Here is a 19,002-nt window from a genome sequence, read left to right on the forward strand (position 1 = left end):
TGCTCGCCACAACAAGCCAGCTCCCACATTTTGATTCGTGTTGTACTTAAGTGACGCTGTTGCGCACTTTGAATTGGGGTTGGTCCCAGGTGTGGTTGTCGAGGATTTCGCCAAGGATCTCCACGGCGTCCCATACCTCGGTAAAGCTCGTATACAACGGCGTAAACCCAAAGCGCATGATGCGCGGCTCACGGTAATCGCCGATCACGCCACGGGCGATCAAGGCCTGGATCACCGCATAACCTTCAGGGTGTTCGAAACTCACGTGGCTTCCGCGCCGGGCATGCTCACGCGGCGTAATCAGCTCCAGCCTGTGGGCGGCGCAACGGGCTTCGACCAGCGCGATAAACAGGTCGGTCAAGGCCAGGGATTTGCTGCGCAGGCTGGCCATGTCGGTCTGGGCAAAAATCTCCAGGCCGCATTCGACCATTGCCAACGACGTGATCGGCTGCGTGCCGCACAGGTAGCGCGTGATGCCGGCGCTTGGCGCGTAGTGAGCTTCCATGGCGAACTGGCGCGTGTGGCCAAACCAACCCGATAGCGGCTGGCGCACCATATCCACCAACGCCGGGTTGACCCACACAAACGCCTGCGAGCCCGGCCCGCCATTCAGGTATTTGTAGGTGCAGCCGATCGCATAATCGGCACCGGCCTTGTTCAGGTCGATGGGCACCGCGCCCGCCGAATGCGCCAGGTCCCAGATGCTCAGCGCGCCACATTCGTGGCTCAAGGCGGTGAGCGCCTGCATGTCGTACATGTAGCCGGTCTTGTAATTGACGTGGGTAAGCATCACCACCGCCACGTCCTGGTCGATGGCTTGGGGCAGCTCGTCCGGGCTGTTGACCAACCGCAGGGAATAGCCCTGTTGCAACAACTCGGTCAGGCCTTCGGCGATGTACAAATCGGTGGGAAAGTTACTCGCCTCGCTGACAATCACCTTGCGCGCAGGCTCGCGTTGGCGCTGCACGCTCAAGGCAGCGCTGAGCACCTTGAACAGGTTGATCGAGGTGGTATCGGTAATCACCACTTCACCGTCACGCGCGCCGATCAGCGGCGCCAGGCGGTTGCCCAGGCGTTGGGACAAATCCGCCCAACCGGCGCTGTTCCAGCTGCGAATCAAGCCATTGCCCCACTCCTCGGCAATCACCTGCTGGGCGCGCGCCATCGCCGCCACCGGGCGGGCGCCCAGAGAGTTGCCATCGAGGTAGATCACGCCCGCAGGCAAGGCAAACTGCTGACGCAGTGGCGCCAGCGGGTCCTGGGCATCGAGGGCTTGGCAGTGGCTTCGGTTGGTCATGGGTTGTCCTGATTTTTTATAAGTGAAGATGGACCAAATAATGAACGAAGTTTTAGAGAATTTTCGTGCAAAGTGGTGGGTAACAGGCTAATTAAGCTGTAGGAAATTCGAATTTAACCCCCAAATACGCGGATTTATTCTAACCATGATTCTCGACGCCACCGACCTGCGCCTCCTGCATTTTTTGCAACAGGATGGCCGCATCAGCAACCAGGAACTGGCGGAAAAAGTCGCCCTCTCGCCCTCCGCCTGCCTGCGCCGTTTGCGCCTGCTGGAGAGCGAAGGAATCATCAGCGGCTACCGCGCCGTGTTGAATGCCGAGCAGCTGGGGATTGAGCTTGAGGCCATCGTGCACCTGTCGTTGCGCCAGGATGTGGAGGACTGGCACGAGACGTTTATCAAGAAGGTGCAGGGGTGGCCGGAGGTGGCCAGTGCCTATGTGATTACGGGTGCAAGCAACTATGTGTTGCGTGTGCAGGCGCGCAACCTCAAGCACTTTTCCGACTTTATCGTGAACCACCTGAACCGCACGGCGGGGGTGATGGATATTCGTTCGGAGATTGTGTTGCAGAAGATCAAGGACCGGGATGAGGTGTTGGATCTGGTGGTGCGCAAATAACCGCAACACTACAAAACCTGTGGGAGCTGGCTTGTTGTGGCGAGGGAGCTTGCTCCCGTACGACAGCGCAGCTGGAGCCGGCTTTTTGGGGGCGCTTCGCACCCCAGCGCAAGCAAGCTTGCTCGCCACAACAAGCCAGCTCCCACATTTTTTTGACCGCGTTTAATCAGTCTTCGAGGGCGCGAACGCGCTGCATGCGTTTTTGCTCTACCGGCGCGTCTGCCAGTTGCAACTCAAAGTCAAAATCAATCTGCGCAAACCGCCCTTGCACCCCAAACTCGCGCGCCAATTGCTGATCGTCACTAAAGCGAATCTCGGCGATCAACTCATCGCGCGTCGCGTAGGCAAAATCATCATGCAGGTACGGGTCGTCCGACAGGTTGATCTGCGTGGTCAGGTGCCGGTGCCCCGGCGCCGAGATGAAGAAGTGAATATGCGCCGGCCGCTGCCCGTGGCGACCCAACTGGTCGAGCAACTGCTGAGTCGGCCCGGTCGGCGGGCAACCGTAGCCCGACGGCACGATGCTGCGGAACCGGTAGTTGCCCTGGGCATCGGTCTCAATGCGCCGACGCAGGTTGAACTCCGATTGCGTTGGGTCAAACCACGAATAGGTGCCACCCGTGTTGGCCTGCCACACATCCACAATCGCACCCGCCAACGGCTTGCCGTCGGTGTCGCGCACTTGCCCGCGCATAAACAGCGGCACTGCGTCGTCCTTGCCATCGTCCAGCCGCGCTTCGTATTGGCTCAGCGGCGCGCCGGCCACGTACAGCGGGCCTTCGATGGTGCGTGGCGTACCGCCGGATTTGCCGGCCTCTTCGTCCGCAGCGTCCATCAGCAAGTCCAGGTAATGCTCCAGGCCCAAGCCGGCAGCCAGCAAACCCGCCTCCTGATTTTTACCCAATTCATTGAGGTAATTGACCGCCTTCCAGAACTCTTCCGGGGTCACTTCCAGGTCTTCGATGATGTTTACCGTATCGCGCAGGATCCGGTAGATCAGCGCCTTGGCGCGCGGGTTGCCGCCGTCGTTATGGTTGCCGCTGGCTTCTTCGAGAAACGCCTGGGCATGGGCAGTCTGGGACAGTCGGATGGACATGGTGCAATCCTCATCTTGTAATTATTGGGTGCAAAACAGGCTCAACGGTCGTCCTCATGGATCGACGAAGGGTGGCGGCACAGGGCGTTCACTTCGATGGCCATGTAGGGAAAAAGCGGCAGTTGCATCAGCAGGTCGTGCAGGTCTTGCACGCTGTCGACATCGAACACGCTGTAGTTGGCGTAGTGCCCGGCGATTCGCCACAAGTGGCGCCATTTGCCCTCCTGTTGCAGGCGCTGCGCCAGGGCTTTCTCCTCGGCCTTGAGGGTGGCGGCGCGCTCGGGGTTCATGTCCAGCGGCAGGTTCACGGTCATTTTTACGTGGAACAACATGGCAGGCGCCTCTTAGTGTTTGTCACGACGCAAGAACGCCAAGCGTTCTTCATCAATGGCCAGGCCCAGGCCCGGTGCGGTGGAGACATGCAGCTCGAAATCGCGGTACACCGGCGGTTCGGTGAGAATGTCTTCGGTGAGCAGCAGTGGGCCGAACAGTTCGGTGCCCCACACCAGCGTGTTCAGCGTGAGAAAGGCATGCGCCGACGCCAATGTGCCGATGCCGCCTTCGAGCATGGTGCCGCCGTACAAGCCGATGCCCGCCGCCTCGGCAATCGCGGCGGTGCGCAACACCGCCCGTGGGCCGCCGTTTTTGGCTATCTTGAGCGCGAACACCGAAGCCGCGCCTTCGCGGGCCAGGTTGAAGGCGTCTTCGACACATTCAATGGATTCATCGGCCATGATCGGCGCCGGGCTCGACAGGTTGAGCCGGGCCATGCCGCCACGGTTGTTGCGCGAAATCGGCTGCTCGATCAGGTCAATGCCGTTATCGCCCAGCACCTTGCAGGCGCGCAGGGCCACGGCTTCGTCCCAGGCCTGGTTGACGTCGACACGCACACTGGCACGCTCGCCCAGGGCTTTTTTGATCGCGATCACATGGGCCAGGTCGCGATTGACCTCTCCAGCGCCGATCTTCAACTTGAAGAGGCGATGACGGCGCAGGTCGAGCATCTTTTCGGCCTCGGCGATGTCCTGTTCGGTGTTGCCGCTGGCCAAGGTCCAGGCCACCGGCAAGGCGTCACGTACACGCCCGCCGAGCAGTTCGCTCACCGGCAGGTTCAGGCGTTTGCCCAGTGCATCGAGCAAGGCGCTTTCGATGCCGGATTTGGCAAAGGTATTACCGCGAATGCTGCGCTCCAGGCGCAACATGGCCGCGTTGATATTGCTCGCGTCCTGGCCAATCAGCAGCGGCGCGAAGTGACGGTCAATGTTGACCTTGATGCTGTCCGGGCTTTCGTTGCCGTAGCTCAAACCGCCGATGGTGGTGGACTCACCGATGCCTTCAATGCCGTCGGCGCAGCGCAGGCGGATGATCACCAACGTCTGGTTTTGCATGGTGTGCATCGCCAACTTGTGCGGGCGAATGGTGGGAAGGTCGACGATGATGGTCTCGATCGACTCGATGGCGCAAATCGGCATGGCTATACCCGTTGGGTTCTTTATAGATTTGAGCCGATTCTGTGCCGTATCTTTAAAGGCTTCCAATATAGAATGGGTCTCGCACGATACCCTCAAGGTATAAAAGGAACCGTCATGGAACTGCGTCATCTTCGCTATTTCCAGGTGCTGGGTGAAACCCTCAACTTCACCCGCGCAGCCGTTCGCCTGCACATTGCCCAGCCGCCATTGAGCCGGCAGATCCAGCAACTGGAGGATGAACTGGGCGTGATGTTGCTGGAACGCGGCCGCCCGTTGCGGCTGACCGAAGCCGGGCGATTTTTCTATGAGCACGCCAATGTGCTGCTGGAACAACTGGCCAAGGTTTGCGATACCACGCGGCGCATCGGCCAGGGCGAAAAGACCTGGCTGGGCATCGGCTTTGCGCCATCGACCCTGTACGGCGTGCTGCCGGAGTTGATACGGCGGCTGCGCAACCATGAGGCGCTGGAGCTGGAGTTGGGCTTGTCGGAGATGACCACCTTGCAGCAAGTCGAGGCGCTCAAGGCCGGGCGCATTGATGTGGGTTTCGGGCGCATTCGCATCGACGACCCGGCCATCGTCCAGCGCGTGCTGGTGGAAGATCGACTGGTGGCCGTATTGCCCGCCGGCCACTCGCTGCTGGGCGCGCCCGCCACCCTCGCGCAATTGGCCGCAGAGCCGTTTGTGCTCTACCCCGGCAACCCGCGCCCCAGCTATGCCGACCATGTGATCGCGCTGTTCGACGCCCATGGCTTGAGCCTCAAGGTGGTGCAGTGGACCAACGAGTTGCAGACGGCCATCGGGCTGGTGGGCGCGGGAATGGGCGTGACGCTGGTGCCGGCCTCGGTGCAGGTGTTGCACCGGGCGGATATCGGCTACACGCCGATTGTGGAAGCCACTGCGACCTCGCCGATTATCCTGAGCAGGCGAGTGAATGATCAGTCGCCAGGGCTGAGTCATTGTTTGCAGTTGGTTGAGGAGTTGATCTGAAACCCTCCAAACACCGCAATTCCCCTGTGGGATCTGGCTTGCCTGCGATAGCGGTGGGTCAGTTAACCAGGATGCCAACGGGTCCACCGCTATCGCAGGCAAGCCAGCTCCCACATTTGAATACTCTTTGATTTCAGAGACTGCGCAGGCGTTTGCGCTGCAGGGTTTGGCTGGGGGATTCATCGAAGAGTTTGCGGTACTCCGCCGAAAACCGACCCAAGTGGGTAAAGCCCCAGCCCAGCGCGATCTCGGAGATAGTGCGAATTGAACCATGCTCGAGGATTTCCTGGCGCACGACACCCAGTCGGTACTTCTTCAAATACGCCATCGGCGACAGTGCAAAGTATTTACGAAACGCATCGAACAGCTTGAACCGCGACACACCCGCAGCCGCTTCCAGGTCTTCCAAATGGATCGCCTCGCGGGCGTTGTCGTGGATGTATTGCCGCGCCCGAATCAGGTAATGCGGCAGCTTCACGCCGAGCACGTCGCGCAATTCTTCTGAATAGTTGTTCGGCTGGGCCAGGATCAAACCCTTGATCAACGAGCTTTCCAGATCCCGCGTAAACGCCGCCTGCTCATACAACTCGCTGCTGCACTCAAGCTCCGCAATAAAGTAGCGCGCCATGCGCCACCACGATGCCGAAGCACCGTCCACCGCATCCATCACCGACTCAAACCGCAGTGGCGCTTCAATCGGCCGTTGCAGCAACCCTTCCAGCGACTCACTCATCGCCGCCCGCGTAATCACCACCTGCAACTTGCGACAATCACCGGAAATCGCCAGCACCTGATGCTCGTTAGGCGACAAAATCACGCCTTGGTCACGGTTGGAACTCAGGCGCTCGCCGTTCTTGCTCAATTCCTGCTCGCCCACCAACGGCAGGCTCAGGCTGTAGCTGCTGAAGTGCTCGGCGTCTTCGATATCAATGGTCACATCGGTGCCGTACTCGATCACGCCCAAGGTGGTGGCGCGGGACTTGAACACATTGGCGCTGTGGTGAAAACGCAGGCGCTCGGGCGTGCTTGTCGCCAGGCGGTGCGGCCCGCAGATGCCGGACATCCAGCTGCAGGCGCCCTCCAGGTCGAAGCGTTGAATATGGATCTCGCGTGTATGGCTACTCATCAGGGTGCACCCACGGCGGTTAGGCGGTTGCGCGCTCTGGCGGCGCGTCGTTGGCAATCGACAGCAAGTTCTACGCCACGCCCGCCTGAATGCAACCGGGTGGATAGCAAGCGTCGACTATGTGGATAAGCCGCAGGCATTTGCGACCTTCCTTTGGTATGACAGTAGCGCATGGCGTCACCTGGGCGCACTGAACTGGGTATTTGCTGCCCAATTTTGCGGCCTGCCTTCACCCATTAAGCGGATAGCCCGCGCCCTGCCCCACTGCCTCTAATAACCCACCGATTAGCCCCTATCTAAAAAGGTGCCTCCCATGAGTGGTGCAAGAAGCGTCGAGCAGTGGAAAACGTTTATCGAAGGTTGCCTGGACTTTCGGCCGGTGGATGAAGTGTTTCGCATCGCCCGCGACATGTTCACCGAGCCCGAACTGTTCGACCTGGAGATGGAACTGATCTTCGAAAAAAACTGGATCTACGCCTGCCACGAAAGCGAACTGGCCAATAACCACGACTTCGTGACCATGCGCGCCGGGCGCCAGCCGATGATCATCACCCGCGACGGCGAAGGCCAACTCAATGCGCTGATCAACGCCTGCCAGCATCGTGGCACCACACTGACCCGCGTCGGCAAGGGCAACCAATCGACCTTTACCTGCCCGTTCCACGCCTGGTGCTACAAGAGCGACGGCCGGCTGGTGAAGGTCAAGGCGCCGGGCGAGTACCCGGAAGGTTTCGACAAAGCCACACGCGGCCTGAAAAAAGCCCGTATCGAAAGCTACAAGGGCTTTGTGTTCATCAGCCTCAACGTGCAAGGCACCGACAGCCTGGAAGACTTCCTCGGTGACGCCAAAGTGTTCTTCGACATGATGGTCGCGCAGTCGGCCACCGGTGAGCTGGAAGTGTTGCCGGGCAAATCCGCCTACACCTACGACGGCAACTGGAAACTGCAAAACGAAAACGGCCTGGACGGTTATCACGTCAGCACCGTGCACTACAACTACGTGGCCACGGTGCAGCATCGCCAGCAGGTGAATACCGAAAACGGCAGCGCGTCCGCCAGCACACTGGACTACAGCAAACTCGGCGCCGGCGACGCGAATACCGATGACGGCTGGTTCGCCTTCAACAACGGCCACAGCGTGCTGTTCAGCGACATGCCCAACCCCAGCGTGCGCTCGGGCTACGCCACCATCATGCCGCGCCTGGTGGAAGAACACGGCCAGCAGAAAGCCGAGTGGATGATGCACCGCCTGCGCAACCTGAACATCTACCCGAGCCTGTTCTTTCTCGACCAGATCAGCTCGCAGCTGCGCATCATCCGCCCGGTGGCGTGGAACAAGACGGAGATCATCAGCCAGTGCCTGGGCGTGAAAAACGAGTCGGATGCCGACCGCGAAAACCGCATTCGCCAGTTTGAGGATTTCTTCAACGTATCGGGCATGGGCACGCCGGATGATCTGGTGGAGTTTCGCGAAGCCCAGCGCGGTTTCCAGGGCCGCCTGGAGCGCTGGAGCGATATCTCACGGGGCAGCCATCGCTGGGAAACCGGCCCTACGCCGAACAGCAAAGCCATCGGCATTCAACCGGCCATGACCGGCACCGAATTCACCCACGAAGGCCTGTATGTGAACCAGCACCGTAACTGGCAGCAATTTCTGCTCAAAGGCCTGGACCAGCAAGCGCTGACACTGCGGGAGGTGAAGTGATGGATGCCCAATTGCAGTACCGGATCGAGCAATTTTTCTATCGCAAATCCGAACTGTGCGACGCCCAGGACTGGGACGCCTATGTGCAGCTGTTCGACCCGCAGAGCGAGTTTCACTTGCCGCAATGGGACTCGGAGCACGTGTACACCCGCGACCCCAAACGCGAAATGTCGCTGATCTACTACGCCAACCGTTCGGGCCTGGAAGACCGCGTGTTCCGTTTGCGCACCGGCAAGGCCGCGTCGGCCACGCCGATGCCGCGCACCTTGCACTTGATCAATAACGTGCGGATCGCCGAGCAGGCAGACGGCACGCTGGAGGTGAAGCTGAACTGGCACACGCTGTTCTATCGCCTGGCCACCTCAGAGCAGTTTTACGGGCCTGCCACTTACCACCTCAAGCCGGATGGGGACAGCTGGCTGATCACCCGCAAGCACGCACTGTTGCTCAACGACACCATCAACTCGGTGCTGGATTTCTATCACTTGTAGCAGAGAACTTTTGTGACAAGCACCGTCCTGTGGCGAGCGGGCTTGCCCCGCGTTGGGGCGCGAAGCGGCCCTAATTCAGGCACTGCGGTTTGACTGGATAAATGCGGTGACTTTATTGGGGCTGCTTCGCAGCCCAACGCGGGGCAAGCCCGCTCGCCACAACAAGCCCGGTCGCCACAAAAGCTCACGGGTCAGCCACAAAAATCAGATACGCGGAGTTATGCGGATGAATCACAAAGTGGCCTTCAGTTTTGCCGACGGCAAGACCCTGTTTTTCCCGGTAGGCGCGAATGAAATCCTGCTGGATGCGGCATTGCGCAACGGCATCAAGATCCCGCTCGATTGCCGCGAAGGCGTGTGCGGCACCTGCCAGGGTCGTTGCGAGTCCGGCGATTACACCCAGGATTATGTCGACGACGAAGCCCTCTCCAGCCTCGACCTCAAGCAACGCAAGATGCTCAGTTGCCAGACGCGGGTGCAGTCCGACGCTACGTTCTACTTCGATTTTGATTCAAGCCTGTGCAACGCGCCGGGGCCGGTACACGTGCGCGGCGAGGTCAGCGAAGTGCAGCAGGTGTCGGCCAGCACGGCGATTTTGCAGGTGACCCTGGACAACCCGCTGGACTTCCTGCCCGGCCAATACGCCCGCCTGGCGGTGCCCGGCACCGACAGTTGGCGTTCGTACTCCTTCGCCAACCGGCCGGGTAATCAACTGCAGTTTCTGGTGCGCCTGCTGCCCGATGGTGTCATGAGCAACTACCTGCGCGAGCGCTGCCAGGTCGGTGATCAAGTGCTGATGGAGGCGCCATTGGGTGCCTTCTACCTCAGGCATGTCACCCGGCCGCTGATACTGGTGGCCGGCGGCACTGGCTTGTCGGCCTTGCTGGGTATGCTCGATGAGCTGGCTGCCAACGGCTGCAACCAGCCGGTCCACTTGTATTACGGCGTGCGCGGGGCCGAGGACTTGTGCGAAGCACAACGCATCGAAGCCTACACCTCGACAATCCCCGGCTTTCGCTACACCGAAGTGCTCAGCGACCCGTCACCCGAGTGGCCTGGCAAACGCGGTTACCTCACCGAACATTTCGACCTGGCCGAATTGCGGGACAGTTCGGCCGATATGTACGTATGCGGCCCCCCTCCAATGGTCGAATCCATCCAACAATGGCTGGCGGATCAGACACTTGATGGCGTTCAGCTGTATTACGAAAAGTTTACGCAGAGTAATATCTGACCCTCAGCAGTTCTGAGGGGCTGATGCGGCGTGCACTCACCCTCAAGAAAAACAAGTAGAAGGGAATGTTAATGGCGGATGACATGGTTAACCCGGTGGGCCTCAAGCGTGGCCTGAAGAACCGGCACATTCAGCTGATCGCCTTGGGAGGGGCGATTGGCACAGGGTTGTTCCTTGGCTCGGCCGGGGTGCTCAAGTCGGCGGGGCCGTCGATGATCCTGGGCTACGCGATTGCCGGTTTCATCGCGTTCCTGATCATGCGCCAGCTTGGCGAGATGATCGTCGAAGAGCCGGTGGCCGGCTCCTTCAGCCACTTCGCCCACAAATACTGGGGCGGCTACGCAGGCTTTCTGGCCGGCTGGAACTACTGGGTGCTCTACGTGCTGGTGGGCATGGCCGAACTGACAGCCGTGGGCAAATACATCCAGTTCTGGTGGCCGGAGATTCCGACCTGGGTCAGCGCGCTGGTGTTCTTTGTCGCGGTCAACCTGATCAACACCCTCAACGTGAAGTTCTTCGGTGAAGCCGAGTTCTGGTTCGCGATCATCAAGGTGGTGGCGATTGTCGGCATGATCGTGCTCGGCTGTTACCTGCTGTTCAGCGGCACCGGTGGCCCGCAAGCCTCGGTGAGCAACCTGTGGAGCCACGGCGGGTTCTTCCCCAATGGCGGCATGGGGCTGTTGATGTCCATGGCCTTCATCATGTTCTCGTTCGGCGGCCTGGAGCTGGTGGGTATCACCGCAGCCGAGGCCAGCGAGCCGCGCAAAGTGATCCCCAAGGCGATCAACCAGGTGGTCTACCGCATCCTGATTTTCTACGTCGGCGCGCTGACCGTGCTGCTGTCGCTGTACCCGTGGGACCAACTGCTGCAAACCCTCGGCGCGTCGGGCGATGCCTACAGCGGCAGCCCGTTTGTACAGATCTTCTCGCTGATCGGTAACGACACCGCCGCGCACATTCTCAACTTCGTGGTGCTGACCGCGGCGCTGTCGGTGTACAACAGCGGCGTGTACTGCAACAGCCGCATGCTGTTCGGCCTGGCCGAGCAAGGCGATGCGCCCAAAGCGCTGATGAAACTCAACAAACAAGGCGTGCCGATTCGCGCCCTGGCCATTTCGGCGCTGGTGACGATGCTGTGCGTGGTGGTCAACTACGTCGCGCCGCACAGTGCGCTGGAACTGCTGTTTGCGCTGGTGGTTGCCTCGCTGATGATCAACTGGGCACTGATCAGCCTCACCCACATCAAGTTCCGCAAGGCCATGGGCGAGCAAGGCGTGACGCCGTCGTTCAAGACCTTCTGGTTCCCGTTCAGCAACTACCTGTGCCTGGCGTTCATGGTGATGATCATCAGCGTGATGCTGGCGATTCCGGGGATTAACAACTCGGTGTATGCGATGCCGGTTTGGGTGGGGATTATCTACATTGCCTACCGGTTGCGGATTAGAAAAAGCAACGCGGTAGTGAACGCACGGTGATCCCTGTGGGAGCCGGGCTTGCCCGCGATGGCGGTGGGTCAGTCAGTGGATGAGCTGGCTGACAGACCGCTATCGCAGGCAAGCCAGCTCCCACATGAAGCGGACGCAGAGCGTCCAAAGCGACATTCCCACGCAGAGCGTGGGAACGATCAGCCCCGGGATTCCGGGGCTTTTTGTTTAGAGCGTGGAACGCACTCGCCACAGTTCGGGGAACAGCACGGTGTCGAGCATCTTGCGCAGGTAACCCACGCCTTCGGTGCCACCGGTGCCGGGCTGGAAGCCAATGATGCGCTCCACCGTAGTCACATGCCGAAAGCGCCACTGGCGGAATGAGTCTTCCAGGTCGATAAACTTCTCGGCCAACTGATACAAATCCCAATACCGACTCGGGTCGCGATACACCTCGCGCCACGCCGCCTCCACAGATTCATCGTGAACCGTGGCCGCCGTCGGGTCGCGTTCGGCGCGCTTGGGGTCAATCGCCAACCCGGCTTTAACCATCAGATTAATCGCCTCGTCGTACAGCGACGGCGTGGCAATCGCCACTTTCAACTCGTTCAACAATTCTGGCCGATGCGCGTGCGGCCGCAACAGCGCTGCGCTTTTATTGCCAAGGATAAATTCGATCTCACGGTACTGGAACGACTGAAACCCCGACGACTGCCCCAGAAACGGGCGAATCGCCTTGTATTCCGACGGCGTCATGGTCGCCAGCACGGCCCAGGCATGCACCAGTTGATCGAAGATTCGTGACACTCGCGCCAGCATCTTGAATGCCGGGGGCAACTCGCCCAGGCGCACGTGCTCGCGGGCGGCCTTGAGTTCGTGGAGCATCAGTTTCATCCACAGCTCTGAAGTCTGGTGCTGGATGATAAAGAGCATTTCGTTGTGATCGGGCGACAGCGGGTGCTGGGCGCTGAGGACTTTGCCCAGGTCCAGGTAGTCGCCGTAGCTCATGGACTCGGAAAAATTCAGTTCGGCGTTATGCCATTCTTCCGGCGGCTGGTAATCAGGTGAAAAGGGACACTGGCTCATCGCGTGGGCTCCTTGAGCGGGCGGAGAATGGCACGGACGGGGCTGGCGTCCAGGTTGGCAAAACGCAACGGCAGCGCGATCAACTCATAGTCGCCCTCCGGTACATCATCAAGCACGATGCCTTCGAGAATCGCCATGCCATGGCGGGCCACGGCGTTGTGCGAATCCATGGTCTTGGACTGTTGCGGGTCCAGGGACGGTGTGTCGATACCGATCAGACGCACGCCCAGGCTGGCGAGCAGCTCAATGGTTTGTGGTGCGATGGCGGTGAAGTTCGAGTCCCACTCGGTCAGCGGTGATTGTGGATAAGTGCGCAGTAGCACACGCTCAGGCAAGTTATCCACACGCCCTTGCAACTGATGCGGCTGCACCAGCGCGCCGCTGCCCAGGCAATGCAACACCCGGCACGGGCCCATGTACACATCCAGCGACACCTCGCCGATCGGCGCACCGTCGGCGCTGTAATGCAGCGGCGCGTCCACATGGGCGCCAGTGTGCGGCGAAAACGTCACGCGCCCCACATTCACCGGGCACTCCGGGCCAAACTGCCACACGCGCTCTTCCTGGAACGGCGTATCGCCCGGCCAGGTCGGCGTCGCCGTGCTCAAGGGCGGGCTGATATCCCACCACGTTTTTATTGGGTTCATTGCAAGGCTCTCACTCGTTCTTGGGTGAATGATACGAGGGCCAGCCGTGCATTTTCTTGCTAATTCCTGCGCAACACGGGAAATTTTTCGCAGTTACTGCGGGGAAATAGCGCTTTACCGCACAAACCTATCACTCAAGAGCGCCTCCTTTCCCTGTGGGAGCCGGGCTTGCCCGCGATGACGGCGGCACAGCTGCATCTCCAGTACCTGACACTCCGCTATCGCGGGCAAGCCCGCTCCCACATGGACTGCACAGTGTCTGAGAGATCGCATTCGGCTGCGCTTCTGGGCATCCCGATGTCGAGTTCAGACCACTGACACAACGCCCAAGGCCTTAGGGTTCATCTTTCCCTTCCCTGCCTCGGAGCCATCATGTCCAAGCCCATCACCGTACTGCGTGACACCCACCCGCTACCTGTCCTGGATGCCTGCAAATGGGAAAAGCTCGAGGGCGACCCGCACACCGTCAACCTCAACGCCTACACCAGCGAAGACGGCAGCAAGATCATGGGCACCTGGATCTGCACGCCGGGCAAGTGGTACGTGGAATACGTAAAGTGGGAATATTGCCACTTCCAGGAAGGCTACTGCGTGATCACACCAGAAGGCCTGGAGCCGATTCACTTGCGGGCTGGGGATATCTTTGTGGTGGAACCCGGTATGAAGGGCACGTGGGAAGTGGTCGAGACCGTGCGTAAGTATTTTGTGTTTGCATAAGCAGCATCAGATAAATCCTTGGCCTGCTTCAGTTTTTCCCTAGCGTGAGTCCGGCCCCTTTAAAGCACCCTGCGATGAGTCTTCCCACTCACGCAGGCTGCCCAATTGAACGTCCTGACCAAAGTATGTGTGTTAAACATCTGTGTTTTTCTCGCACCCTCTGCCCTCGCTGACTTCATCAGTGACAGCACCGGCAAGCTTGAGCTGAAGAACTTTTACTTCAACCGTGACTACCGTGAGCCCAATGCCACGCAGTCCAAGCGCGAAGAATGGGCACAAGGTTTCGCGTTGCAAATTGAGTCCGGGTACACCGAAGGCACCGTGGGTGTTGGCGTCGATGTCCTCGCCATGGCGGGCTTCAAGCTTGATTCAAGTGCAGACCGAACCCGCTCCGGCTTATTGCCGGTGCGTCAATCCGGCAAAGCCGAAGACAGCTATGGCGAAGCCGCTTTTACGGCAAAATTCAGGGCTTCCCAAACGACGCTGAAAATCGGTGCGCTGGCCCCACCAGCGCTACCGATACTGGAAAAAAACGTCGGCCGCTTGCAGCCGCAGCTTTTCAAGGGCGCGCACCTGCGCTCCCAGGAACTCAAAGACCTGACGCTGGACGTGGGCAGAATTACCCACGTCAACCAGGTCGACTCAACCAACTATGAAGCGTTGGCGGTCGCCACCGGCGCACGCAGGAATATCGTGGTTCGTGGGAAGAATCAATCGAATGCATTCGACTTTGCAGGCGGTAGTTACGCCGTCAACAAACAACTCACCGCCAGCTACTACTACAGCACGCTGGACAACCTCTACACCCAGCACGCGGGCAGCCTTCAACATACCTATGCAGTTGCCGAGGACCAAAGCCTGAAAAGTGAATTGCGTTACACGCGCTCTCTCGATAACGGCCAAACCAACATCGACAACACCGCAGTGGGTGCGATGCTGACCTACGCATGGGGGGCGCATAAATTGGGTGGGGCCTACCAAACCATGTCAGGCAACACAGGCCACGCAGCTGTAAGAGGAAGCTATCCCACACTGGTGAATTTTCTGCAGTACAGCGACTTCGCCAATAAGGATGAAAAATCCTGGCAAGTACGCTACGACTACGACTTCACCGCGCTGGGCGTTCCCGGCCTTTCCATGTTCACGCGCTATGCATCGGGCAGCAACGTCGACCGAGGGCCGGGCCGTTCGGACGGGCGTGAGTGGGAACGGGATATCGATGTGAGCTATGCCTTCCAGAATCCGACCCTGAAAAACGTCAAAGTCCGCTTACGCAACGCAATGATGCGCTCCAACTTTGAAAGCGATATAGACGAAACACGCTTGATCGTCAGCTACGAAAAGCCACTGTGGTAACCGGCAAAAACCCGAGAGCCCGCCCGACGCGGGCTCTCGGAAACGCCCCTACTTGGGTTTGCGATAGCTGTTGATGATCGCCGAGAAGTCTTTACCCCCTTCCCCACGCTGACTCATTGATTGATACAACTGCTGGGCCACGGCGCCGAGGATCACCGGTTGCTTGGCCTGGCGTGCGGCTTCGGTAGCCAGCCCCAGGTCCTTGAGCATCAGGTCGGCGCCGAAACCACCGGTATAGCCACGGGACGACGGCGCAGTTTCAATCACACCCGGCCACGGGTTGTAGGTGTCAGAACTCCAGCAGCGCCCGGTGGAGCTGTTGATAATCCCGGCCAGCACTTGCGTGTCGATGCCCAGCGCATCGCCCAGGGCCATGGCCTCGCTGACGCCGACCATGCTGATGCCGAGCAACAGGTTGTTGCAGATCTTGGCGATCTGGCCGGTGCCGACATCGCCACAATGCACGATATTGCGGCCCATCTGCGCCAGCACCGGTTGCAGGGTGGCGAACAGTTCCGGGGTAGCGCCGACCATGAAGGTCAGCGTCCCGGCTTGCGCGCCACCCGTGCCGCCGGAGACGGGTGCGTCGGCCACCACCACGCCTTGTTTTGCCGCCGCGGCAGACACATCGCGAATGGTTTGCGGGTCGATGGTGCTGCAATCCACCGCCGGCACGCCTTTGCCGATGCCAGCAAGCACGCCATCGTCATTCAGCCACACGCTACGCACATGGGCAGCGGCCGGCAGCATGGTAATCACCAGCTCCGCGCCGCTGGCCGCATCACGCGGCGAGTCGCTGATGGTGCCGCCCAGTTCGGCCAACTCCTTGAGCACTGTCTGGTTCAAATCAAACAGGTTCAGCGCATGGCCAGCCTTGATCAGGTTGCGGGCCATGGGCGCGCCCATGTTGCCCAAGCCGATAAATGCAATCTTCATGGTCGTCTCCCCAAATCAGCGCAGGTTGATGGTGGTGTTGACGCCATCGTTGACCGTGTCGTCGTCGAACCAGCGGCTGGTGACGGTTTTGGTCTGGGTGTAGAACTGCACCACTTGCTTGCCGTACGGGCCGAGGTCGCCGAGCTTGGAACCGCGCGAACCGGTGAAGCTGAAGAACGGCACTGGCACCGGAATCGGGATGTTGATACCGACCTGGCCTACATCGATTTCGCTCTGGAACTTACGCGCGGCCGCACCGCTTTGGGTGAACAGGCCAGTGCCGTTGCCGAACGGGTTGGCGTTGACCAGCGCGATGGCCTCATCCAGCGTGGCGACTTCCAGCACCACCAGCACCGGGCCGAAGATTTCCTGGGTGTAGATCTGCATGTCAGTGGTCACGCCCGAGAACAGGGTCGGGCCGACGAAGTTGCCGTGTTCGAAGCCCGGCACCTTGATGTCGCGGCCGTCCAGCTCCAGCTTGGCGCCTTCTTTCACGCCGCTTTCGATCAGTTCCAGAATGCGCGCCTTGGCGCGTTTGGAGATCACCGGGCCGACATCCGTGCCCGCTTCACTGCCAGCGTTAACCTTGAGTTTTTGCGCCAGCGCTTTCAAATCCGGCAGCCACTGCTTGGCCGCGCCCACCAGCACCACCACCGAGGTGGCCATGCAACGCTGGCCTGCCGCGCCGAAACCGGCACCGACCAGCGCATTCAAGGTGTGTTCGCGGTTGGCGTCCGGCAGCACCACGGCGTGGTTCTTGGCGCCCATCATCGACTGCACGCGCTTACCGTGTTTGCCGGCCAGGTCGTACACGTGGGTACCAACGGCGGTCGAACCGACGAAAGAAACTGCCTTGATATCTTTATGGGTGCACAGCGCATCCACCACATCCTTGCCGCCGTGCACCACGTTGAGCACGCCGGCCGGCACACCGGCTTCCAGCGCCAGTTCTACCAGCAGCATCGTCGACAGAGGGTCTTGTTCGGACGGTTTGAGCACGAAAGTGTTACCGCAGGCAATCGCCATCGGGAACATCCACAGTGGAATCATCGCCGGGAAGTTGAACGGAGTGATGCCTGCGCATACGCCGATGGGCTGACGCAGGGTGTAGGTGTCGACGCCACCGGCGACGTTTTCAGCGAATTCGCCCATCTGCAAGGTGCCGATGGAGCACGCGTGTTCAACCACTTCCAGGCCACGGAAAATATCGCCTTCGGCGTCGGCAATGGTCTTACCCTGCTCGGCGCTCAGGACTACGGCGATGCGCTTGGAATGTTCGCGGATCAAGGCTTGCAGCTTGAGCATGATGCGCATGCGTGCGCCGATCGGCGTGAGCTTCCAGGTTTGAAAAGCTTGATGCGCGGCGTCGATGGCGGCGTTGACTTCATCGGCGGTGGCGAAAGGGACTTTGGCCAGCACTTGTTGGGTGGCCGGGTTGACGATGTCTTGCCAGTGGGTGGTCTTGGACTCGACCCATTCACCCTTGATCAGCAACTTGACCTGTTGCACGGAAATATCGGCAGAAGCGTTCATGTGGTCTCCAAATCTTATATTTGTGCAGAGAACCAAGGCGTTGAATCGCCTTGAAGAATGAGGCGTTCGGACTGTTTTTGGAGTATAGATGTGCAAATCTCTAATAAGAACGCACATAAAAGCCGGTCCAATATGCAAAAAAACATCACGTCGCTAGGCTCCCTGAACTGGGATGACCTGAAGTTTTTCCTCGAAGTGGCCCGCACCCGCAAGGCCAGCGTCGCCGCCAAGCGCCTGGCGGTGGACTACACCACCGTGTCGCGGCGCATCAGTTCGTTGGAAGTGTCGCTCGGCACATTGCTGTTCGAAAAATCCCGGACCAACGGCTTCGTGCTCACCACCGAAGGCCAGCGTTTGCTGGGGTATGCGGAGTCCATCGAAAGCACGCTGCACATGGCCTGCGAGCAGGTGTCCGGCTCTGGCGTGGCGCTGTCCGGGCATGTGCGCATGGGCTGCACCGAAGGTTTCGGCAGCTTTTTTGTCACGCCGCAGCTCAGCCACTTTGTCGACACTTACCCGGCAATCTCGGTGGATATTTTGCCCCTGCCCCACTTCATCAGCCTGTCCAAGCGCGAAGCCGACATAGTGATCGCCCTGGAACGCCCGGAACACGGGCCGTATGTGTGCTGCAAACTGTGCGACTACAAGCTGCAGCTGTACGCGACCCAGGACTACCTCGACCAACACCCGCCGATCCGCAAACCGGCAGATTTGGCCGAGCATCCATTTATCAGCTATGTGGATGATCTGGCGTTCAGTTCGGAGCTGTTGTACCTGGCAAACGTGGTGCCCGGCGCCAGCGCGAGTTTGCGCAGTACCAGCGTGATCGCGCAGTACGTGGCGGCGCAGCAGGGCCGGTCGATGGCTATTTTGCCGTGCTTTCTGGCGGCGCAGGATCCACGGTTGTTGCCGGTGCTGGGCGAGCAGATTGCGATAACGCGGCAGTTTTGGATGTATTGCCGGGAGGATTTGCGGAAGCTGAAGCGGATTACGCTGTTGTGGGATTACATCAGGGAAGTGACGGAGCAGAACGCGGGGTTGTTGATGGGGGAAACGCGGGAGATGAGGTTCGCGGATTAAAGGGCCATCAGCGACGATTCGCTTTAATTTGCAGGACGTTTCCTAGAGACTCTCTACCCTATTGCGCCTTACCGTTTGGGTCACTAGCCTCCTGACTTCGCTGCTCATCAGCGATCGGGTTTAGCGATCCGGGTTTCAGGCGTGACACTGCCCCCAACAGTATCAGCTGGCTCTCGTCAGCTTTTAGCGTTTT

The 19,002-nt window shown here is 59.8% G+C and carries 18 protein-coding genes; 9 read left to right on the forward strand and 9 right to left on the reverse strand.

Annotated features, from left to right (window positions below):
• Positions 1 to 46 precede the first annotated feature (46 nt).
• A complete protein-coding gene (gene kynU / locus HU759_RS25540; protein ID WP_186618051.1) occupies positions 47 to 1,297 on the reverse strand; it encodes a kynureninase in 1,251 nt (416 codons plus the stop codon).
• Positions 1,298 to 1,442: 145 nt separating this feature from the next.
• Here kynU and HU759_RS25545 point away from each other — a divergent pair, with 145 nt between their 5' ends.
• Positions 1,443 to 1,916 carry an Lrp/AsnC family transcriptional regulator gene (locus HU759_RS25545; protein WP_003176072.1) on the forward strand — a complete coding sequence of 158 codons (474 nt, stop codon included), beginning with the start codon at positions 1,443 to 1,445 and terminating at the stop codon, positions 1,914 to 1,916.
• A gap of 166 nt (positions 1,917 to 2,082) precedes the next feature.
• Here the strand turns inward: HU759_RS25545 and catA are convergent, their stop codons facing one another.
• From catA to HU759_RS25560, 3 genes are read right to left on the reverse strand one after another with little or no spacing between them, the layout of a single operon-like run.
• Positions 2,083 to 3,012: a catechol 1,2-dioxygenase gene (gene catA / locus HU759_RS25550; RefSeq protein ID WP_186618050.1), complete on the reverse strand. Its 930-nt coding sequence runs from the start codon at positions 3,010 to 3,012 to the stop codon at positions 2,083 to 2,085.
• 41 nt (positions 3,013 to 3,053) lie between these two features.
• The gene (gene catC, locus HU759_RS25555; protein WP_017137960.1) at positions 3,054 to 3,344 is read right to left on the reverse strand and encodes a muconolactone Delta-isomerase; all 291 of its coding nucleotides are present in this window, start codon (positions 3,342 to 3,344) and stop codon (positions 3,054 to 3,056) included.
• 12 nt (positions 3,345 to 3,356) lie between these two features.
• The gene (locus HU759_RS25560) at positions 3,357 to 4,484 is read right to left on the reverse strand and encodes a muconate cycloisomerase family protein (RefSeq protein ID WP_177034588.1); all 1,128 of its coding nucleotides are present in this window, start codon (positions 4,482 to 4,484) and stop codon (positions 3,357 to 3,359) included.
• A 114-nt stretch (positions 4,485 to 4,598) separates the two neighbouring features.
• Here HU759_RS25560 and HU759_RS25565 point away from each other — a divergent pair, with 114 nt between their 5' ends.
• Positions 4,599 to 5,474, forward strand: a complete 876-nt coding sequence (locus HU759_RS25565) for a LysR family transcriptional regulator (RefSeq protein WP_138452827.1) — start codon at positions 4,599 to 4,601, stop codon at positions 5,472 to 5,474.
• 133 nt (positions 5,475 to 5,607) lie between these two features.
• On the opposite strand, the gene HU759_RS25570 is transcribed toward HU759_RS25565, so the two are convergent.
• The gene (locus HU759_RS25570) at positions 5,608 to 6,600 is read right to left on the reverse strand and encodes an AraC family transcriptional regulator (protein WP_017137963.1); all 993 of its coding nucleotides are present in this window, start codon (positions 6,598 to 6,600) and stop codon (positions 5,608 to 5,610) included.
• 313 nt (positions 6,601 to 6,913) lie between these two features.
• On the opposite strand from HU759_RS25570, the gene antA reads away from it, so the two are divergent.
• From antA to HU759_RS25590, 4 genes are all read left to right on the forward strand, one after another.
• Positions 6,914 to 8,305, forward strand: coding sequence for an anthranilate 1,2-dioxygenase large subunit (gene antA, locus HU759_RS25575; RefSeq protein WP_170040483.1), 1,392 nt, complete (start codon positions 6,914 to 6,916; stop codon positions 8,303 to 8,305).
• Complete coding sequence (gene antB / locus HU759_RS25580) at positions 8,305 to 8,796, forward strand: anthranilate 1,2-dioxygenase small subunit (protein WP_056858366.1); 492 nt, start codon at positions 8,305 to 8,307, stop codon at positions 8,794 to 8,796. The genes antA and antB overlap by 1 nt, the downstream gene beginning before the upstream one ends.
• Before the next feature lie 226 nt (positions 8,797 to 9,022).
• Positions 9,023 to 10,030 (forward strand): anthranilate 1,2-dioxygenase electron transfer component AntC, encoded by a 1,008-nt coding sequence (antC, locus tag HU759_RS25585; RefSeq protein ID WP_017137966.1) that lies wholly within the window; start codon positions 9,023 to 9,025, stop codon positions 10,028 to 10,030.
• 71 nt (positions 10,031 to 10,101) lie between these two features.
• On the forward strand, positions 10,102 to 11,505 hold the full coding sequence (locus tag HU759_RS25590) for an amino acid permease (RefSeq protein ID WP_017137967.1): 1,404 nt from the start codon (positions 10,102 to 10,104) through the stop codon (positions 11,503 to 11,505).
• A 177-nt stretch (positions 11,506 to 11,682) separates the two neighbouring features.
• On the opposite strand, the gene kynA is transcribed toward HU759_RS25590, so the two are convergent.
• Positions 11,683 to 12,540 (reverse strand): tryptophan 2,3-dioxygenase, encoded by an 858-nt coding sequence (kynA, locus tag HU759_RS25595; RefSeq protein WP_017137968.1) that lies wholly within the window; start codon positions 12,538 to 12,540, stop codon positions 11,683 to 11,685.
• A complete protein-coding gene (gene kynB, locus HU759_RS25600; RefSeq protein WP_186618049.1) occupies positions 12,537 to 13,187 on the reverse strand; it encodes an arylformamidase in 651 nt (216 codons plus the stop codon). Before kynB ends, kynA begins: the two co-directional genes overlap by 4 nt.
• 372 nt (positions 13,188 to 13,559) lie before the next feature.
• Between kynB and HU759_RS25605 the strand changes: the two genes are divergently transcribed.
• Both HU759_RS25605 and HU759_RS25610 read left to right on the forward strand, forming a co-directional pair.
• The gene (locus HU759_RS25605) at positions 13,560 to 13,904 is read left to right on the forward strand and encodes a cupin domain-containing protein (protein ID WP_010566207.1); all 345 of its coding nucleotides are present in this window, start codon (positions 13,560 to 13,562) and stop codon (positions 13,902 to 13,904) included.
• Positions 13,905 to 14,009: 105 nt separating this feature from the next.
• A complete protein-coding gene (locus tag HU759_RS25610) occupies positions 14,010 to 15,260 on the forward strand; it encodes an OprD family porin (RefSeq protein WP_177034586.1) in 1,251 nt (416 codons plus the stop codon).
• A gap of 48 nt (positions 15,261 to 15,308) precedes the next feature.
• Here the strand turns inward: HU759_RS25610 and mmsB are convergent, their stop codons facing one another.
• Together mmsB and HU759_RS25620 are read right to left on the reverse strand one after the other, a co-directional pair.
• The gene (gene mmsB, locus HU759_RS25615) at positions 15,309 to 16,196 is read right to left on the reverse strand and encodes a 3-hydroxyisobutyrate dehydrogenase (protein WP_186618048.1); all 888 of its coding nucleotides are present in this window, start codon (positions 16,194 to 16,196) and stop codon (positions 15,309 to 15,311) included.
• Between the two features lie 15 nt (positions 16,197 to 16,211).
• Positions 16,212 to 17,729 carry a CoA-acylating methylmalonate-semialdehyde dehydrogenase gene (locus HU759_RS25620; RefSeq protein ID WP_186618047.1) on the reverse strand — a complete coding sequence of 506 codons (1,518 nt, stop codon included), beginning with the start codon at positions 17,727 to 17,729 and terminating at the stop codon, positions 16,212 to 16,214.
• A 132-nt stretch (positions 17,730 to 17,861) separates the two neighbouring features.
• On the opposite strand from HU759_RS25620, the gene HU759_RS25625 reads away from it, so the two are divergent.
• Positions 17,862 to 18,809 (forward strand): LysR family transcriptional regulator, encoded by a 948-nt coding sequence (locus HU759_RS25625; RefSeq protein WP_017137973.1) that lies wholly within the window; start codon positions 17,862 to 17,864, stop codon positions 18,807 to 18,809.
• Positions 18,810 to 19,002: the final 193 nt, after the last annotated feature.

Origin of the sequence: Pseudomonas sp. OE 28.3 (assembly GCF_014268205.2) — a bacterium.
In the GTDB taxonomy this organism is placed as follows: Bacteria; Pseudomonadota; Gammaproteobacteria; order Pseudomonadales; family Pseudomonadaceae; genus Aquipseudomonas; species Aquipseudomonas edaphica.

Excerpts from the sequence above, each read along its gene's own strand:
- kynU (WP_186618051.1), bottom strand. The coding sequence starts at position 1,297 with ATGACCAACCGAAGCCACTGCCAAGCCCTCGATGCCCAGGACCCGCTG.
- HU759_RS25545 (WP_003176072.1), top strand. The coding sequence starts at position 1,443 with ATGATTCTCGACGCCACCGACCTGCGCCTCCTGCATTTTTTGCAACAG.
- catA (WP_186618050.1), bottom strand. The coding sequence starts at position 3,012 with ATGTCCATCCGACTGTCCCAGACTGCCCATGCCCAGGCGTTTCTCGAA.
- catC (WP_017137960.1), bottom strand. The coding sequence starts at position 3,344 with ATGTTGTTCCACGTAAAAATGACCGTGAACCTGCCGCTGGACATGAAC.
- HU759_RS25560 (WP_177034588.1), bottom strand. The coding sequence starts at position 4,484 with ATGCCGATTTGCGCCATCGAGTCGATCGAGACCATCATCGTCGACCTT.
- HU759_RS25565 (WP_138452827.1), top strand. The coding sequence starts at position 4,599 with ATGGAACTGCGTCATCTTCGCTATTTCCAGGTGCTGGGTGAAACCCTC.
- HU759_RS25570 (WP_017137963.1), bottom strand. The coding sequence starts at position 6,600 with ATGAGTAGCCATACACGCGAGATCCATATTCAACGCTTCGACCTGGAG.
- antA (WP_170040483.1), top strand. The coding sequence starts at position 6,914 with ATGAGTGGTGCAAGAAGCGTCGAGCAGTGGAAAACGTTTATCGAAGGT.
- antB (WP_056858366.1), top strand. The coding sequence starts at position 8,305 with ATGGATGCCCAATTGCAGTACCGGATCGAGCAATTTTTCTATCGCAAA.
- antC (WP_017137966.1), top strand. The coding sequence starts at position 9,023 with ATGAATCACAAAGTGGCCTTCAGTTTTGCCGACGGCAAGACCCTGTTT.
- HU759_RS25590 (WP_017137967.1), top strand. The coding sequence starts at position 10,102 with ATGGCGGATGACATGGTTAACCCGGTGGGCCTCAAGCGTGGCCTGAAG.
- kynA (WP_017137968.1), bottom strand. The coding sequence starts at position 12,540 with ATGAGCCAGTGTCCCTTTTCACCTGATTACCAGCCGCCGGAAGAATGG.
- kynB (WP_186618049.1), bottom strand. The coding sequence starts at position 13,187 with ATGAACCCAATAAAAACGTGGTGGGATATCAGCCCGCCCTTGAGCACG.
- HU759_RS25605 (WP_010566207.1), top strand. The coding sequence starts at position 13,560 with ATGTCCAAGCCCATCACCGTACTGCGTGACACCCACCCGCTACCTGTC.
- mmsB (WP_186618048.1), bottom strand. The coding sequence starts at position 16,196 with ATGAAGATTGCATTTATCGGCTTGGGCAACATGGGCGCGCCCATGGCC.
- HU759_RS25620 (WP_186618047.1), bottom strand. The coding sequence starts at position 17,729 with ATGAACGCTTCTGCCGATATTTCCGTGCAACAGGTCAAGTTGCTGATC.
- HU759_RS25625 (WP_017137973.1), top strand. The coding sequence starts at position 17,862 with ATGCAAAAAAACATCACGTCGCTAGGCTCCCTGAACTGGGATGACCTG.